The sequence below is a fragment of the Rhodococcus gordoniae genome (genome assembly GCF_001646655.1).
Classification (GTDB): domain Bacteria; phylum Actinomycetota; class Actinomycetes; order Mycobacteriales; family Mycobacteriaceae; genus Rhodococcus; species Rhodococcus gordoniae.
Map to the genome: position 1 here is coordinate 1 of NZ_LPZN01000046.1, position 13,813 is coordinate 13,813.

At 55.9% G+C, this 13,813-nt stretch carries 12 protein-coding genes; 9 read left to right on the forward strand and 3 right to left on the reverse strand.

Annotated features, from left to right (window positions below; all coding sequences use genetic code 11):
• The 9 genes from A8G18_RS16585 to A8G18_RS23695 form a co-directional block, all read left to right on the forward strand.
• Positions 1 to 365 (forward strand): sugar transferase (locus A8G18_RS16585; RefSeq protein ID WP_167352105.1); only part of this gene is annotated, 365 nt, incomplete at its 5' end.
• 64 nt (positions 366 to 429) lie between these two features.
• Positions 430 to 1,755, forward strand: coding sequence for a UDP-glucose dehydrogenase family protein (locus A8G18_RS22560; RefSeq protein WP_084421881.1), 1,326 nt, complete (start codon positions 430 to 432; stop codon positions 1,753 to 1,755).
• Positions 1,752 to 3,740 carry a WecB/TagA/CpsF family glycosyltransferase gene (locus A8G18_RS22565; protein ID WP_167352106.1) on the forward strand — a complete coding sequence of 663 codons (1,989 nt, stop codon included), beginning with the start codon at positions 1,752 to 1,754 and terminating at the stop codon, positions 3,738 to 3,740. The genes A8G18_RS22560 and A8G18_RS22565 overlap by 4 nt, the downstream gene beginning before the upstream one ends.
• 53 nt (positions 3,741 to 3,793) lie before the next feature.
• On the forward strand, positions 3,794 to 4,744 hold the full coding sequence (locus A8G18_RS16595) for an NAD-dependent epimerase/dehydratase family protein (protein ID WP_064064734.1): 951 nt from the start codon (positions 3,794 to 3,796) through the stop codon (positions 4,742 to 4,744).
• Entirely contained in the window at positions 4,734 to 5,369 is a 636-nt protein-coding gene (locus A8G18_RS23685; protein WP_084421885.1) for a serine O-acetyltransferase, read from the forward strand. Before A8G18_RS16595 ends, A8G18_RS23685 begins: the two co-directional genes overlap by 11 nt.
• 5 nt (positions 5,370 to 5,374) lie before the next feature.
• Positions 5,375 to 6,265 carry a glycosyltransferase family 2 protein gene (locus tag A8G18_RS22575; protein WP_084421887.1) on the forward strand — a complete coding sequence of 297 codons (891 nt, stop codon included), beginning with the start codon at positions 5,375 to 5,377 and terminating at the stop codon, positions 6,263 to 6,265.
• Positions 6,262 to 7,542 carry an O-antigen ligase family protein gene (locus A8G18_RS22580; RefSeq protein WP_084421889.1) on the forward strand — a complete coding sequence of 427 codons (1,281 nt, stop codon included), beginning with the start codon at positions 6,262 to 6,264 and terminating at the stop codon, positions 7,540 to 7,542. The genes A8G18_RS22575 and A8G18_RS22580 overlap by 4 nt, the downstream gene beginning before the upstream one ends.
• A 278-nt stretch (positions 7,543 to 7,820) precedes the next feature.
• On the forward strand, positions 7,821 to 8,048 hold the full coding sequence (locus tag A8G18_RS23690; RefSeq protein WP_425337705.1) for a DapH/DapD/GlmU-related protein: 228 nt from the start codon (positions 7,821 to 7,823) through the stop codon (positions 8,046 to 8,048).
• Between the two features lie 590 nt (positions 8,049 to 8,638).
• Positions 8,639 to 9,343, forward strand: coding sequence for an SGNH/GDSL hydrolase family protein (locus tag A8G18_RS23695; protein ID WP_167352108.1), 705 nt, complete (start codon positions 8,639 to 8,641; stop codon positions 9,341 to 9,343).
• A gap of 267 nt (positions 9,344 to 9,610) precedes the next feature.
• On the opposite strand, the gene A8G18_RS22590 is transcribed toward A8G18_RS23695, so the two are convergent.
• The 3 genes from A8G18_RS22590 to A8G18_RS16610 all read right to left on the reverse strand — a co-directional run bounded on the left by A8G18_RS22590 (position 9,611) and on the right by A8G18_RS16610 (position 13,791).
• Positions 9,611 to 10,897: a lipopolysaccharide biosynthesis protein gene (locus A8G18_RS22590; RefSeq protein ID WP_084421895.1), complete on the reverse strand. Its 1,287-nt coding sequence runs from the start codon at positions 10,895 to 10,897 to the stop codon at positions 9,611 to 9,613.
• Positions 10,898 to 10,931: 34 nt separating this feature from the next.
• Positions 10,932 to 11,870 carry a polysaccharide pyruvyl transferase family protein gene (locus tag A8G18_RS22595; protein WP_167352109.1) on the reverse strand — a complete coding sequence of 313 codons (939 nt, stop codon included), beginning with the start codon at positions 11,868 to 11,870 and terminating at the stop codon, positions 10,932 to 10,934.
• 88 nt (positions 11,871 to 11,958) lie between these two features.
• Positions 11,959 to 13,791 carry a DUF4012 domain-containing protein gene (locus A8G18_RS16610; RefSeq protein ID WP_064064737.1) on the reverse strand — a complete coding sequence of 611 codons (1,833 nt, stop codon included), beginning with the start codon at positions 13,789 to 13,791 and terminating at the stop codon, positions 11,959 to 11,961.
• Between the last annotated feature and the right edge of the window lie 22 nt (positions 13,792 to 13,813).

Below are 13,813 nucleotides of genomic sequence, written 5' to 3' on the forward strand. Positions count from 1 at the left end.
GTGCGGGTCCGTTGTTCAAGTTGAAGGACGATCCGCGGGTTACTCGTGTGGGGAAGGTGATGCGGCGGTTCAGTATCGACGAGTTGCCGCAGTTCCTCAATGTTCTTTGTGGGGAGATGAGTGTGGTGGGTCCGCGTCCGCCGTTGCGGCGTGAGGTGGAGGCCTACGACGGTCGGGTCCAGCGCCGGTTGTTGGTTCGCCCCGGGGTGACGGGTCTGTGGCAGGTGTCGGGTCGGTCGGATCTGTCGTGGGACGAGTCGGTGCGGCTGGATCTGTCGTATGTGGAGAACTGGTCGATGGTCTCGGATGTGTTGATCATCGGCAAGACCGTCAAGGCGGTGCTCGCCAGCGACGGCGCTTACTGAAGACCTAGCATGAGGCGCTCGGCGCCCATACATAACAAAGCACAGATAATTAGGGAGTTTCCGAATGAGTTGCCGAATTGCCGTCTTTGGTACTGGCTATCTGGGCGCCACCCATGCCGCATGCATGGCGGAGTTGGGTCACGAAGTCCTGGGCGTGGACGTTGATCCTTCGAAGCTCGCCAAGCTCGAAGCTGGCGAGGTGCCTTTCTACGAACCGGGCTTGGAGGAAGTACTACGGCGGAACCTCGAAAGTGGGCGCCTGCGCTTCACTTCTTCCTACACAGAGGCCGCTGAGTTCGCCGACATTCATTTCATCGGGGTAGGAACGCCGCAGCGAAAGGGTGAATACGCTGCAGATCTGACGTTCGTACACTCGGTGATCGACACACTTGCGCCCATGCTGACGAGACCGGCAGTGATTTTCGGCAAGTCGACGGTTCCTGTAGGGACAGCACGGGAGCTGGGCATGAAAGCCCGCTCGCTGTCGCCGGTAGGCGACCAGGTCGAAGTGGCTTGGAATCCAGAGTTTCTTCGAGAAGGATTTGCCGTACAAGACACATTGCATCCTGACAGAGTCGTCCTAGGCGTAGACCCTTCACTACCGGGCAGAGCAGAAGAAGTCGCGAGAGAGGTGTACGCCAACCTATTAGCGGAGAACATTCCGTTTATCCTTACAGATTTGGCAACTTCCGAGTTGGTAAAAACTGCGGCTAATGCATTCTTGGCAACGAAAATCTCGTTCATTAACGCGATGGCTGAAGTCTGCGAGGCGGCGGGCGCCGACGTCACGGTCCTCGCTGACGCAATTGGACACGATGCAAGAATCGGTCGCCGCTTCTTGAATGCTGGGATCGGATTCGGGGGTGGTTGCCTCCCTAAAGATATCCGCGCATTTATGGCCCGGGCCGGAGAAATTGGTGCGGATGAGGCGCTCACATTCCTCCGTGAAGTAGACAATATCAATATGAGGCGTAGAACCCGCCTAGTCGAGTTGACTCGCGAGGTAGTCGGAGGATCTCTCCTCGGCACGCGCATCGCAATTCTTGGGGCAGCATTCAAGCCAGATTCCGACGACGTGCGTGATTCACCGGCTCTAAATATTGCTGGACAGATTCAGCTTCAAGGAGCCTCGGTGAGTGTGTACGATCCGAAGGCAATGGACAATTCTCGAGCCATATTTCCAACTCTTGAATACGCTACGAGCGTCTGCGAGGCTTGCGCCGGTGCAGACGCCATTCTTGTACTAACTGAGTGGGATGAGTTCAAGACGCTTTCTCCGAATAAGCTTGCTGACGCGGTCCGCGCGAAGCGGATTATCGACGGGAGAAATTGCCTTACGCCAAGCGACTGGACTGGTAACGGATGGTCCTATCGGGGAGTGGGACGATGAGCGACCTTCGCACGACGACACCGCCGGTTTCCGATAATGGGTTCCACGAGCAAAATAGTCGAACCACTTCGGAAAAGATCCCACTAGGCGGTATCCATACCAATCCGTCTACGTTCGATCAGGCGATCAGGAAGATCCTGAACATGCTCGATGAGGCACGCTCACACCTGGTCGTTACTCCCAACATCGCCCATGTGCTGCAGAGTAAATCCGAGCCTGTACTGAGACGAGCGTATGAGCTCGCGGACTTCGCTCCACCGGACGGGTGGCCGGTCGTCAGCGCGATCCGCTTCCTCGTGCCAGAACCTGTTGAGGTTGATCGGGTTGCAGGATCTGACCTGATGATCGAGCTTTGTAAGTACCCGGTCTCGGTGGCAATCGTGGGCGGTGCTGGCACCTCATGCGTCGATGCAGCAACGCAGTTGAAGGCTGCAAATGACCAACTCGACGTGGTGCGCACGGAACCGGTTCCTCGACCGGAGTTTGACGACGATCACGCAAGAGCTCAACTTGTCGAACGAATCGCTGAGGCAAACCCCGATATCACATTTGTGGGCTTGGGCGTTCCTCGCCAGGAACAACTTGCCTTGGAGCTCGTTGAGCGACTCGACAGAGGTGTCGTGATGTGTGTGGGTGCCTCGATCGAATTTGCGGCAGGGTCGCTACGTCGTGCGCCGAAATTCTTCAGAGAGCATCGGCTGGAGTGGGCCTTCCGCGTGGCTGTCGAGCCTCGTAAACTCGCGCGAAGATACCTGCTGTCGGCGCCCTTCTTCGCCGGAACCGTGGCGCGCGAGAAGTTTCGTTCGATTGTCAACGGTCCGGGCAGGGAAGGCCAGCACAATAGGATGAGTCAGATGCAGATTGACCGTCTTATCGTTCATCAGTTTGATCCTGCACGACCCTCGCCGGGAGGAATCGACACTTGCATCCGGGGCTTGCTCCGGTACGCACCCGACGGTAAGAATATCGCCGTTGTTGGCGTAGATACGTCATCCGAGAAGGACGTCTCCCGTTGTGGGAAATGGGAAACGCACGTTTTCGAAGGTAAGAAGTTCTGGTTCCTCCCTGTCGCCAAATTGGATCCTGCCGACCAAAAGCGTCGTATTCCTCATTCCGTCAGATTGGTGGCAGGACTAGTCCGATACCGTTCGCGTCTACCGCACGCGAAAATCGTTCAAGCGCACCGTATGGATACTGCGCTGTCGTTGCTCACGATCCTGAAAAGACCGCTCGCATATTTTATCCACACCCAAGAATCAGGACTGACAGGTGAGACCTCGGACTCCATCTGGCGGTTCGCGGGTAAACTGCACGCCAAGCTCGAACGGACCGTAGTAGACCACTCACGCAGGATCTTCGTGTTCAACGAGGAATATGCCGCGGTCGTAAAGCGCTGGAACCAAACCGCACAGTTCTCGCCGACTTGGTTCGACCCTGCGTTGATCAAGCGAACAGAGTTGGACCGCGATCAATTCCGGGTCCTCTGGGTTGGGCGCGTAGAGGAGCCAAAGGACCCACTCCTCGCAGTCCGAGCGTTCGAAAAGCTTCTGGAGAAACGCCCAGGCGAACCATGGACAATGGATGTTGTCGGGAGTGGCACCCAACTTGAGGAAGTGTGCCAGTTTATTGAACGAGCGGGACTCTCGTCTAGGGTTACTGCCCACGGCCGGGTCGGACCGAAAGACGTCGCTACTCTGATGTCCCGGGCGGGCGTGTTTCTCATGACTTCCCATCCTGGGTACGAGGGCTATCCTCGCGTACTTGTAGAAGCGTTAGCGTCGGGCGCGATCGCGGTCGTCACGACCGGTTCGGACACCGGGTCCTTGGTAAAAGATGGAATCAACGGCTTCACCGCCAAGGACCGAGACGCTGGACGTTTGGCCGAGCTCGTCGGCCGAGCTAGGGAATGCAGTAGGTCTGCGGCACGTGCTTCCGTTGAACACCTCGAAGCACCGCGAGTTGTTGAAAAAATATTCGCTGAATGAGCGTGCGTTCTGCGCGCATCGGCACGACATCGACGTCGAAGTGAGGTAGTAGGGTGAAGGCTTTAGTCACGGGAGTTGCAGGATTCGTAGGTTCGAACCTTGCGAAAGAACTCGTTGGGCGAGGCGATACGGTAGTTGGGATCGACAGCTTCACTGATTATTATTCGCCCGAACTCAAGCGACTGAATGTCTCTTCGCTGGAGCACGAGCGTTTCAACTTGGTGGAAGGAGACCTCAATCTGGTCGACCTCTCTGCACTTCTTGAGGACGTCGACGTTGTTTTCCACCAAGCCGGCCAGCCCGGCGTGCGGAAGTCTTGGGGAAATGACTTCTCGGATTATATCGACGCAAATATTCGTGCAACACAACGGCTCTTGGAGTGTGCCCGAGAATCCCGTGCGCTAAAGCGTCTCGTGTACGCTTCGTCCTCCTCCGTGTACGGCGACGCAGAAAGATATCCCACTACGGAACTCGATCGACCGCAACCGCGAAGCCCCTACGGGGTGACCAAGTTGTCGGCAGAACATCTCTGCAACTTATACGCTGCAAACTTTGGAGTACCTACTGTGTCTCTCAGGTACTTCACTGTCTATGGGCCGGGCCAGCGCCCCGATATGGCTTTCACACGATTTACTCGTGCTGCAGTGGAGAATACAGAAATCACCCTCTACGGTAGCGGCGATCAAGTCCGTGACTTCACCTACATCTCCGACGTGGTGAAGGCGAACATTGCAGCTGTGGACAACGAAGTCGCGCCAGGATCAGTATTCAATGTAGCCGGAGGTAGCAACATCTCGGTCAACGGAGCTATCGATATCATCTCAAAGTACAGCGGCCGTCCGCTCCGAATTCGGCGCGAGCCTGTTGTCAATGGTGACGTTTTTCGAACTGGAGGCGATATCACTAAGATCCGCGAGGCGCTTGGATGGGAACCGGTTGTACCGATCGAGGAAGGTCTCCGCCTTCATCTAGAATGGGCGAAAGCGATGGCGGATGTCGGATAGAAACGAATATTTAGCAGTCGTAGCAAGGGATGAAATCGCAAACATTCGTGACTTCAAGAAATTTCGTGAGGCGGATCTTGAGGCATACGGCTACGAGCGATGGAGGTTCCACTACCGACTGACGGAGCCTTGTCTCTACTACCAGCGAATACTTCGCAGTGTTGAGCTGTTGCGAGCTCTGGGATTTCGACGTCTCGGTCTAGTTCGACGCGTATACCTCAAATGGGTGGGAATCATACTAGGCATCTCGATACCGCCTGGGGTGTTTGGTCGTGGCCTCTCGATACCCCACTATGGCAGTATCGTTGTTAACGATAAAGTTAGAGCCGGGAAGTACTGTCGCATCCACTCGTCGACCAATCTAGGCGAGCAGAACGGCGGGGCTCCGAGCCTTGGCGACGGCGTATATATCGCGCCTGGGGCCGTTCTCTACGGCGATATCAGGGTTGGTGACCGATCAGTTGTAGGTGCGAACTCAGTCGTTAGCAGAGATGTTCCTGCAGATGTCACCGTCGCCGGCGCCCCTGCACAGGTGGTGTCTGCGAAGTCGTCACTTCAAGTAATGCCCCGGTGGATATCGAATGCGATTGAGCGCGGCGTTCCCAGCAACTCTCGGATGGAGTAGATTGCATGCCGCACTTATCAGTTATTCTTCCAGTTCGGAACGGTGAGAAGTTTATCCGCCATGCGGTGAATTCGACATTGCGTGCGTTGCCACGCGACGCGAACTTAGTAATCCTCAACGACGGAAGTACCGACGCTACTCCAGATATCCTCGACTCACTCGCTTGCTCAAAGGTTGAGGTTATCGAATCTGCTGGTTGCGGCGGCTTGGCAAATGCCTTGAACTTGCTCCTCGACTCTACTGATAGTGAGTATGTGGCGAGGATGGACGCGGACGACATCGTATTGCCATGGAGATTCAAACATCAAACGGGTGTCAGAGATGCAGATGTTGTTTTCTCTCCGGTTATTCATTTGGGGCCGAAGCCGTTGTCTATCCGTCCCACAAGACCGGGCAAGTTGAGTCCTGCCACTCTAAATAGGATTCTCTTGATCGAAAATCCAATTGCACATTCAACCGCCCTATTTAGACGAAGTGCAATTTCAGCTGTGGGGGGATATCGGAGCGTCCTTGCAGAAGATTACGATCTGTGGCTCAGAATTGCCGCTCAGGGTATGAAGATTCATCGCACCGCATGGCCTGCGCTCCTGTACAGGCATCACAGCGAGCAAATTACAAGCGACGGGGAGTGGAAGGCTGCCTCCCGCGTCGAACCGTTACTGTTAGAGGCACACGAAGCGCTGGCACGCGGACTATGTGGGCTAGGCGGGGATGCTCTGTCTGGTCTTCGGGACCCCGGCGCCGATCAGGCAGCGATGTTGCGTTCAACCCGCATGATTGACTCCATCCACGCGTTTGCGGACGAAGTCCTCAACAAGCGTGAAGGGGATTACTTGCGGAGGAAGTGCACCACCGTGTCGCGGCAGTTGGCACGAAGACTGGAGGCAGCACGATGACGACACCCATCCTAATCCTAGGTGGTCTTGTTTGTGTGTTCGCTATTCCCGTCATTCCAATACGGCCGCTGATCATCGGCTTAGTCGTCCTACGGTCTCTGGCCGATTACGGTATTGCGACAGGAAATCGGCCGGCGCTACTAAGCTCTCTCACTCTTGCTGTTTCCTTTATATCGATCTATGCGCTCGTTGTCCATATCGCAAACAGACAGGGTTCCTTCCGCTGGATGCGTTTCGGATTTCCGGGCGTAATGATTGTATTATTTTGGACAGCGGTGGGGTTTGGGCGATACGGGATCGACGGCGACCTGATTCTCGAATCAATGCGGTTGTTGTCAGCGCTCTCTATTTTTATTCTTGCATATGCGTACTGCAGACCTAATTTACCAAGAACAACCATCTTGTGGATGATCGCGCCCGCAGCGGTGGTGGCGCTCGCGAGCGCACTGACAACAATCGAGGGCACATTCACGCGTGCTGGGCGACTTACTGCGACGTTCAGCCATCCGAATGCCGCAGGGGCGTTCTTCGGATTGTCGGTCGTCGTACTGTTAGCGATCTGGCTAAAGAAGCGGGATCGGATTACATTTTCAATATGCCTGGCGGCCGGAATCTGTCTTCTTTTGACCGGTAGTCTTGGGGGGATTGTCGGGTGTATCGTCGGAGTTCTAGTGGTGGTATGGACTAGACCCGCCCGTTCCTCGGGGCGCCGAATACTGCAATCATTAGCGGTGGCGGCCGTTCTGGCTGCAGGCTACATCATGTCTGGATTGTCTGCCCGGGTGGCTGAATTTAATTGGGGCGCCCAATCCGCATCAAAATCCGATGCCGATTCCTTTCAGTGGCGATTCGAAAACTGGCGTCGATTAATCGACGAATGGCAAGAGAACCCGCTGCTGGGATATGGATTAGGGGCGTCTAGCCATAATGTAATGCCAATGGGTGGTCCTCCACATAGTTTGTATTTTCAAGTCATGGTTGACATGGGAGCGGTTGGCGTCCTCCTCTTGGTTGTAGGGGCCGTAGCGATGTCGAAGCATGCCCGAAAGGTTGCTAAGGTGCCAGGGTGGGAAGGTGCAGCCCTCCTCGGTATCCTGTCGTTTGCACTGGTGAACGGCCTAGTTAGTAATTTGGTTGGTTATACCGCAACTATATATCTGATGGCTGCCGTAACGGGATTTATCCTGGCTTACGTCCGCCAGCGGAACGTGCCGGATTCGCCGTGCGGCGCGTTGGCGCGCAACGACATGGAACGAGCCCCTGTGAGGAAAAGTTGAATTCTGGCATTTTTCAGGACTTTGCTGCCAATCGCGGTCGCCCCCATATGCAACTAGTCTTGGTCTTATTTCGGGCTAGTCAGACTCTCCGCAATTCTAGGGCGCCCATAGTCCGGATCGTTTTTGGAGTACCGGTCTCGGCTATATATCGGCTTATCGCTTTGACTGGATTCGGTGTTGACATTCCAACATCCACCAAGATTGGGCCGGGCTTCGCGGTGCATCATGGAATGGGCCTCGTAATACACAACGACAGTATCGTCGGTTCGTCGGTGACGATGCGTCACTGCACCACGTTGGGATCGAAACGTGGTCTGGGCGCGCCCGTTATTGAGGACAATGTAAATATCGGTCCGAACACCTGCGTAATTGGTCCGGTTCGAATTGGGCAAGGTGCGACCATTGGAGCCGGTAGTGTCGTCGTTCACGATGTGAAGGACTACGCAACGAGCGCGGGAAATCCAGCTAAGGAGATCGGCACGTCGTCTGCGACTGCTCGTTGCTAGGAGTTGAACACCGCCTACCTATTACCCGGAATCCGAGCGGGGTGGTTCTGGCGCACCCGCCAGGCTCCAAATATCATGAACTCTCGCTTGCTCCTGTGGGCTACTGGCATAGTGACGCTTGCGAGTATCGTTAGTGCCCGGATTGCCAACCAGTTATCCGTCAGCGACTCGTTCGCCTGGCTGCACGACCTGTTATAAGGACCATATGGGACTTGGAAGGATAATCGCCTCGGTTCTGACGTACTATTATTCCCTATAGAGTTTTTTGAGGTATCTCGAGTCTTGTCCTACTTCAAAAGACTCTCAAACCGATGCATCTCTCGGAACGCGGCTTGCTGGTGTGGTCATGTGTTTGTGCTTAGCTTAGGGCGGTTTCGCGCAAGTTCGCGACTGCCGTACATGGAATTAGTGCGGCGCTGAGCCGCCCCTCTCCCAGAAATCAACGCTCAGGAGATATTGAAGTTGGTTGATTCGGCGCTCGTGTAGACGCCCGGAACGCGTTAGCCGGCGACCAGCATGAACGAGGAGTTCAGATTGTGGGCATGCGGTATAATATCGGGAACAGCAGGGGCACCATGAGACGTCGACACATGATATTGATCGGCTTAATACTGGGTGGATTAGTCCTCGCCTGCGGCACGTACTTCACTATCGAGAACCGGGCGTCAGAGGAGACTGATTACGTCTCGACCTACACATCAGTTCTGCCACGTCCATCAGCTCCTACACCGATCGTACCGGCCTCGCCGTCATTATTGTTCTATGGCGGCACGTTGACCATCGGCTCGTCTACAGCTGACGATTTGACTACGTTCCGGTCGCGGATTATTCATGCAGCGTCCAAACGGGGGCAAGCACGTGAACAAGTAAACGCTGTAAGCGGTATTCGGATATGGTCGTTCATTGCTCAGATGCAACCTGCGCCGGCTGGGATAGATCTTGCGGTGATAGAACTAGGCACAAACGATGTTGGCCGCACCGATCCAACCGATTTTCGTGGGGGATATGACGCCGTGGTGACGAACGTCCGCACCACTAACCCCAACGCGGGGGTATTATGCATCGGGACCTGGGGTCCGTCAGCGAAGACGAAGCGATACGACTACGAGATCCGTGAGTCATGTCGGAACGCCGGAGGCGTATTCGTACCCATCTCTCGCCTTTACGCGAAACCTCAGCTTCGCGGTCCCGCGGGTGCTCTAGTAGGCGGGCAGGTGGCCGATGCATTCAATCCAAATGCTGTCGGCCACGAAGCAATAGCAGCGGCTGTCCTTGAGGCGATCACGTTCGGGTAGGATCGCTCGGAGGCTCGTGCCCTCGTAATGTCTACCTCGCATGCCGTAGATTGCTGAGCACGGATGGGATGTCGGCGGAACGCTCAGCATCCAGATCTCTCCCTGTCGACTGGCAATTGGCAATGCACGTCACGGTTAGGGGGCAACCGAGAGGTTTCCTCACGACGGCGAGCAGGTCCGAACCCTCATTTGGTTGATTTGCAAGGAAATTGTGCCCGCCACGCGGAACGTGGCTCCGAACTGCGAATTTGCTTCCAAGCGTAGCCGTCAGGTACCGAGCAATAATGCGACAATGGTCGTCAGGGTGGTGTAGAGACCAAGCATCATGCACAAGGAAATCCATGGGGTGTAACGACGCGCAACGAGGGTCAGCAAGCCAAGCACGAGCACCTCGCGGACAACTGCCAAGGTGGCGGCATACTGGATAGACTGCACCGCTGCAAATGCTATTGGTAGTGCGCACAGGGCACCGATCATTTTGATCGGTGCCGCCCAACGGATTCGCTTTGCAGCAATGAGAATAACAGTCATGCACCAGGCGAATAGTGTGGGACCTGTTGTCAGCGACAATATAATCGCGGCATCAAGGGAGCTGTCCCACTCATTGTCGAGGAGGGGGCGCAGGACAAGTTCAATGCCAGCGATTGTCGTCGCGGTTGCGGCTGCTGCGATTGGCGTGGATTTGAGAAGAATCGCATCAGCACCTGAACGGACGGTCGCCGCTTCCGAGTCACCTCTGTTGAAAAGTCGAGGTCGTAGGACATTGGCCGTCGAGGTTGAGATTGCGTCACCTGCGCTACGTGCGATTGACGTGGCGACGGTGTACTCACCCAAACGAGCAGCACCTGCGAGAGGTCCCATGATGACGCGGTCGGCTTGTGTCTGTATCCATGCAACCATGGAGTATAGGGAAAGGTGCACGAATTCCCGGTGGGGGTTATGCGTCTCCTGAACTATTTCTGACTCGCCTTGCGAATCCTCTTTTACGTCGCATTCGGCCAAAGCTCTACGAGAGAGTATTGTGAAACCGAGTTCGGTTATAAATAGCTGCAAAGCGGGCGCAAGTAGTGAGTGCGTTATGAGGAGGACCGGAACACTCACCAGAAATGACAGTAGCGCGGCGATCAGTTGAAACTTTGCAAGCGCCTTCCAGTTACCGCATTTCTGGTGATATGCAATGGTAGTGACACGCCGTGCGGTGACTGTAGGTATTAGTACGAAGATAAACACCGGTATAAATTCTGCTTTGGTATCAGCCGGTAACGTTATGTAGATCGCTGCCAGAGGAAGGGCGGTGAATAATGCGCCTACGATAGGTGTGCGTTTGGAGTAGCGAGCAAGGAAATCCCGCCCAATTTCGGTCCGTAGTGCGGGTACGGCGATCTGGCGGATGGCTGCGTCGGTGGCTGATTGAAAGAAGGTCACTACCAGGATTGCGAGTGCGTAAATTCCCACAGTTGATGGAGAAATGAAGAATGTCATGCCGAGCATTACAAGCGCAGAAGCGATGCGGGGGAAAACACGTTCAAGGAACGCCCAAATTAGATCCTTCATTTCACCTTCTGGATTTTTGGCTGTACGATTCGTGTCAGCCAGCGAGCTCGATCGCCTCTGAGAACGAGTTTGCGAAACGGATATCGGGCTGAGTGTTGCCGAACCACGTGTCTGCGTACTTGCTCAGTTTCCGATTGTTGTTGTCGATCGCTATTACTCGTCGGCCCATTTGGAGAGAAATGAGCATGGCATGGAGGCGATCCGTAACTACGGTTTCTCCCTGGCTGAGCAGGTTCACTCCGCGCTGTAGTCGACTCTCGGCGATTTCCTGCCACTGTTTAACCGATTTGTTTACGTATCTAGCAAGTGGGGGTATCCGCAACGATTTCCAACGGATTGAGGACGACACGGCAAGTCGTCGGTCATCCTTCTTCCAGTCAAATGATTCGATAGGAGCATCGCTAAATCCGGATTCTTGATCGCGCCGTGCTAGAACAACATGCTTAGCGATCGGTTTCGCGGAGGGTATGAAGCCTAGATGGTGCACCGCGTCGGGGGCTAGTATCGGGTCCGAGATAATTCCCGCGAGCTCGTCCAGGGCGGTGCGGTCTCTTACGGCCATTCTCAAATTCGGTCGAGTCGCGAATTCGTCGATGAAACGCGATTTTCCCCTCGGGCTTGCAAAATGGACTGATTGAGGTGCTTGGATGAGCAGGGTATCGGGATGGAGTTCTTGTGCTAATCGGTTTCGATGATCGTCGATGCCGTCGAAAAGGCCGGCGATATTACCTCCACCGTTTATCATGACTGTCACACGTGATTCGAATATCGACTTCGGAAGTGTCGCGATGCAGTATGCCGATTTAACGGATATGGCGCTTTCTTCGAAATACTTCAGTTGCCCAAGGGCAATTGCTGAATCGCCTACGTTGGGATAGTCCGGGAAGTCTGTGAATGTAAGCTGTGAAACGCCCTTGTACAGTATTCCATAGCGATCAGCAGCAATGCTCTTCATTGCATCGATGTAGTTCATAGGTCTTCCTGAATTGGTTCGGTTCTTGCAAACGCTAAGAGTGGTCCTGAACGGTCGTGGATGAACGTGCGGTTGGCGGCGTTGTAGATCAGCCACACACGGGGACTTGCACATTTACAACGGGATTATCGATAAGTGGCTGCGTTGGTACTTGAGCAGCGCCGTGAGAGGCAGGCTCCTCAAGCTCGTAGGCAATCTCGACCGTCTCGCCTTGAGGCACCGGGATCTGCACATTGAACAGCGGGTGACCCCGTTCTACTCCGGTGTATCCAAAGGCAGTGGTGCCGTTGACGGTCACCTTCTTCAACTTGGCCCCTTGTGTCGCAAGCAACCCGACGTCAGTGAGGTTCGTGCCAACGGGCGCACCGACAGGGTTGTCGAACATTCCTGCAACGTAGTTCGTGTAGTCCCCTGGAGGGAGACCGTTGGTGAGCCGCACGGTCACCTTCGACTCACGGACTTCCCCATCACACGATCCCGCTGTGTACTCGATCTCGCGCTCCAAGTAGTAGTCCAGCTTGTTTCCACCGAGGTTGTTGATCACCACGTGGGCATAAGGCGCGGGGTCATCGGGCACGACATGACCGAGAGGTGTAGTGGCGAGGACGTCTTGCTCCTCCGGGACGGAGCTCCATACCGCAAGGCGACCTTCGCCTGCCGCGCGTCCCAGAGCCTCGAGGAGTGCTTGCGGCCTGGAAATGCTGCCGGTCAGCTTCTTCACCACCGTTTGCGCAACCGTTTCCAGGTATGCCTTGCGTGCTTTCTGGTCGTCGCCGAAACGTGCGTAGGCCGTGGATTCGGTCAACTCCACCACGTTCTCCGCGGTGATCTTCTCACCGCCGGGGAGGGTTACATCCCCGACCACGTCGAGGACGTAACTCAGTGCGACGGGATCGGTCGCGATCGCACCGTCCACACGCTGGCCTGTCTCCTGCTGCCACATCGACTGCCAGATCTGGCCCGCGTACGGGAAGTGGGGACTCACATTGCTGTTACGGAAGTCCTGGGTGGGGCGGCTGTGGCCATATGCTCGCTGATAGTCGGGACCGAGGTCGATCGGGTCGTAGTCGAACCGGAATTCCCGATTGCTCGTGACGTCGTCGACGGAGACAGCACCGTCGTTTGCGCGGATGACAGCGAAACCGCCGAGCAGTCCACCTGTGCCACGTGCCTCTGCGTTCGTCTGGAAACCCACGAAGTAACTACGCGGACCGTCTGCGCCCAGCATTGCCGGCGCGATCTGCGCCGCGAGCGACGTGTTGTTCAGCAGACCGGACAACTCGGACACCTGCTGCTGCAAGTCGACTCGTGCATCGTCGATCACCCCGAGCCACGTGCTGTCGACATTCTGAGCCTGCTGGTCGAGATTACTGATGGCCGCGGAAGTCGTCTCGAGGACGGGTGCGGCGTCCCGGAGGGCGGCGAGATTGATGCGTGCGCCGTCCAAAATCAACTGATCGGGAGAGACTGCACTGCCTGCATCGACCGCCGGTAGGAGGACCTGCTCTGTGAGACCGCTCACAATGGTGGTCATCTGGCGAGTGGAATCGAACGGGCTGCCAAGGAATGGGACGGCGCCTGCGATGCGCCACGGCACCGAATCGACCGAACCCTGGGCGTCCTGGGCGTAACGATCGGCGTCGGCTGCGGCGACGCGAGCCTTGTCGGTATCGCCTGCGAGCAGAGCATCTTTCGCCTGTGTGGCGAAGTTCTGCGCCTTCTCCAGATTCGACTTCGCCTGCAGGCCTTCGTAACCCAGCCAGCCGACGAATCCGACGACCACGAGTGCTCCTATACCGCAGCCGATCTGCACGCGACGGCGCTTCGCGCGCTGGGCTGCGATCTCCTCGTCGGACAGACGCCTCCGTACCTTGCGTCGACGCCGTTCGGGCGAATGTGACTCACCGGTAACATCGTTCACGCCGCTTGTGCCCCCTTCGTGG

What these genes read in the sequence shown, in the direction of transcription:
- A8G18_RS22560 (WP_084421881.1), top strand. Translation starts at nt 430, where the DNA reads ATGAGTTGCCGAATTGCCGTCTTTGGTACTGGCTATCTGGGCGCCACC.
- A8G18_RS22565 (WP_167352106.1), top strand. Translation starts at nt 1,752, where the DNA reads ATGAGCGACCTTCGCACGACGACACCGCCGGTTTCCGATAATGGGTTC.
- A8G18_RS23685 (WP_084421885.1), top strand. Translation starts at nt 4,734, where the DNA reads ATGTCGGATAGAAACGAATATTTAGCAGTCGTAGCAAGGGATGAAATC.
- A8G18_RS22575 (WP_084421887.1), top strand. Translation starts at nt 5,375, where the DNA reads ATGCCGCACTTATCAGTTATTCTTCCAGTTCGGAACGGTGAGAAGTTT.
- A8G18_RS22580 (WP_084421889.1), top strand. Translation starts at nt 6,262, where the DNA reads ATGACGACACCCATCCTAATCCTAGGTGGTCTTGTTTGTGTGTTCGCT.
- A8G18_RS23690 (WP_425337705.1), top strand. Translation starts at nt 7,821, where the DNA reads ATGCGTCACTGCACCACGTTGGGATCGAAACGTGGTCTGGGCGCGCCC.
- A8G18_RS23695 (WP_167352108.1), top strand. Translation starts at nt 8,639, where the DNA reads ATGATATTGATCGGCTTAATACTGGGTGGATTAGTCCTCGCCTGCGGC.
- A8G18_RS22590 (WP_084421895.1), bottom strand. Translation starts at nt 10,897, where the DNA reads ATGAAGGATCTAATTTGGGCGTTCCTTGAACGTGTTTTCCCCCGCATC.
- A8G18_RS22595 (WP_167352109.1), bottom strand. Translation starts at nt 11,870, where the DNA reads ATGAACTACATCGATGCAATGAAGAGCATTGCTGCTGATCGCTATGGA.